This window comes from Chimaeribacter coloradensis, from assembly GCF_002858715.1.
Taxonomy (GTDB): Bacteria; Pseudomonadota; Gammaproteobacteria; order Enterobacterales; family Enterobacteriaceae; genus Chimaeribacter; species Chimaeribacter coloradensis.
In genome coordinates this window covers 1-3,293 of the sequence record NZ_PJZH01000059.1, presented here as the reverse complement: position 1 = coordinate 3,293, position 3,293 = coordinate 1, and the positions used below count along the sequence as shown (strand labels likewise).

Here is a 3,293-nt window from a genome sequence, read left to right as displayed (position 1 = left end):
TTGCTCTTTAACAATCCGGAACAAGCTGAAAATTGAAACATTACAGCACCCATTACTCTCCGTAATGTCTCACCCTTGGGTGATGCATAGAGTAGTGCGTGGTTGTAATAGAGTCTCTCAAATAATCACGCTCGCAGATGGAAACATCTTCGGGTTGTGAGGTTAAGCGACTAAGCGTACACGGTGGATGCCTAGGCAGTCAGAGGCGATGAAGGGCGTGCTAATCTGCGATAAGCGTCGGTAAGCTGATATGAAGCGTTATACCCGACGATACCCGAATGGGGAAACCCAGTGTGATACGTCACACTATCATTATGTGAATACATAGCGTAATGAGGCGAACCGGGGGAACTGAAACATCTAAGTACCCCGAGGAAAAGAAATCAACCGAGATTCCCCCAGTAGCGGCGAGCGAACGGGGAACAGCCCAGAACCTGAATCAGTTTGTGTGTTAGTGGAAGCGTCTGGAAAGTCGCACAGTAAAGGGTGATAGTCCCGTACACAAAAGCACACAGGCTGTGAGTTCGATGAGTAGGGCGGGACACGTGACATCCTGTCTGAATATGGGGGGACCATCCTCCAAGGCTAAATACTCCTGACTGACCGATAGTGAACCAGTACCGTGAGGGAAAGGCGAAAAGAACCCCGGCGAGGGGAGTGAAATAGAACCTGAAACCGTGTACGTACAAGCAGTGGGAGCCTTGGTTTACCAGGGTGACTGCGTACCTTTTGTATAATGGGTCAGCGACTTATATTTTGTAGCAAGGTTAACCGTATAGGGGAGCCGTAGGGAAACCGAGTCTTAACTGGGCGTCAAGTTGCAAGGTATAGACCCGAAACCCGGTGATCTAGCCATGGGCAGGTTGAAGGTTGGGTAACACTAACTGGAGGACCGAACCGACTAATGTTGAAAAATTAGCGGATGACTTGTGGCTGGGGGTGAAAGGCCAATCAAACCGGGAGATAGCTGGTTCTCCCCGAAAGCTATTTAGGTAGCGCCTCGTGAACTTATCTTCGGGGGTAGAGCACTGTTTCGGCTAGGGGGCCACCCCGGCTTACCAACCCGATGCAAACTGCGAATACCGAAGAATATTATCACGGGAGACACACGGCGGGTGCTAACGTCCGTCGTGAAGAGGGAAACAACCCAGACCGCCAGCTAAGGTCCCAAAGTCATGGTTAAGTGGGAAACGATGTGGGAAGGCATAGACAGCCAGGATGTTGGCTTAGAAGCAGCCATCATTTAAAGAAAGCGTAATAGCTCACTGGTCGAGTCGGCCTGCGCGGAAGATGTAACGGGGCTAAACCATGCACCGAAGCTGCGGCAGCGACGCTTATGCGTTGTTGGGTAGGGGAGCGTTCTGTAAGCCTGCGAAGGTGGACTGTGAGGTCTGCTGGAGGTATCAGAAGTGCGAATGCTGACATAAGTAACGATAATGCGGGTGAAAAACCCGCACGCCGGAAGACCAAGGGTTCCTGTCCAACGTTAATCGGGGCAGGGTGAGTCGACCCCTAAGGCGAGGCTGAAAAGCGTAGTCGATGGGAAACAGGTTAATATTCCTGTACTTGGTGTTACTGCGAAGGGGGGACGGAGAAGGCTAGGCTGGCCAGGCGACGGTTGTCCTGGTTTAAGCGTGTAGGTGTGTCAACCTGGTAAATCCGGTTGGCTTTAACACTGAGGCGTGATGACGAACCACTACGGTGGTGAAGTAGCTGATGCCCTGCTTCCAGGAAAAGCCTCTAAGCTCCAGGTAACACGAAATCGTACCCCAAACCGACACAGGTGGTCAGGTAGAGAATACTCAGGCGCTTGAGAGAACTCGGGTGAAGGAACTAGGCAAAATGGTGCCGTAACTTCGGGAGAAGGCACGCTGGCATGTAGGTGACGGGACTTGCTCCCTGAGCCGAAGCCAGTCGCAGATACCAGCTGGCTGCAACTGTTTAATAAAAACACAGCACTGTGCAAACACGAAAGTGGACGTATACGGTGTGACGCCTGCCCGGTGCCGGAAGGTTAATTGATGGGGTTAGCGGCAACGCGAAGCTCTTGATCGAAGCCCCGGTAAACGGCGGCCGTAACTATAACGGTCCTAAGGTAGCGAAATTCCTTGTCGGGTAAGTTCCGACCTGCACGAATGGCGTAATGATGGCCAGGCTGTCTCCACCCGAGACTCAGTGAAATTGAACTCGCTGTGAAGATGCAGTGTACCCGCGGCAAGACGGAAAGACCCCGTGAACCTTTACTATAGCTTGACACTGAACATTGAGCCTTGATGTGTAGGATAGGTGGGAGGCTTTGAAGCGTGGACGCCAGTCTGCGTGGAGCCATCCTTGAAATACCACCCTTTAATGTTTGATGTTCTAACTCGGCCCCATAATCTGGGGTGAGGACAGTGTCTGGTGGGTAGTTTGACTGGGGCGGTCTCCTCCTAAAGAGTAACGGAGGAGCACGAAGGTTAGCTAATCACGGTCGGACATCGTGAGGTTAGTGCAAAGGCATAAGCTAGCTTGACTGCGAGAGTGACGGCTCGAGCAGGTGCGAAAGCAGGTCTTAGTGATCCGGTGGTTCTGAATGGAAGGGCCATCGCTCAACGGATAAAAGGTACTCCGGGGATAACAGGCTGATACCGCCCAAGAGTTCATATCGACGGCGGTGTTTGGCACCTCGATGTCGGCTCATCACATCCTGGGGCTGAAGTAGGTCCCAAGGGTACGGCTGTTCGCCGTTTAAAGTGGTACGCGAGCTGGGTTTAGAACGTCGTGAGACAGTTCGGTCCCTATCTGCCGTGGGCGTTGGAAGATTGAGAGGGGTTGCTCCTAGTACGAGAGGACCGGAGTGAACGCACCCCTGGTGTTCGGGTTGTCATGCCAATGGCACTGCCCGGTAGCTAAGTGCGGAAAAGATAAGCGCTGAAAGCATCTAAGCGCGAAACTTGCCTCGAGATGAGTCTTCCCTGGGACCTTGAGTTCCCTGAAGGGACGTTTAAGACCAAGACGTTGATAGGCCGGATGTGTAAGTGCAGCGATGCATTGAGCTAACCGGTACTAATGACCCGTGAGGCTTAACCTTACAACACCGAAGGTGTTTTTGAGACAGAGACTCTGATTTTCAGCGATGTTCCGAGATTGGTTCTGACGGCCTTAACGGCGGTCGGAATAAACAGAATTTGCCTGGCGGCACTAGCGCGGTGGTCCCACCTGACCCCATGCCGAACTCAGAAGTGAAACGCCGTAGCGCCGATGGTAGTGTGGGGTCTCCCCATGCGAGAGTAGGGAACTGCCAGGCATCAAAT

General features: G+C 52.7%; 2 rRNA genes. Both read left to right on the top strand.

From position 1 onward, the window contains the following. Positions 1-160: 160 nt before the first annotated feature. A 23S ribosomal RNA gene (locus CYR32_RS21120) occupies positions 161-3,070 on the top strand. A 100-nt stretch (positions 3,071-3,170) separates the two neighbouring features. After that, positions 3,171-3,286: ribosomal RNA gene (gene rrf / locus CYR32_RS21115) — 5S ribosomal RNA — on the top strand. Positions 3,287-3,293 lie beyond the last annotated feature (7 nt).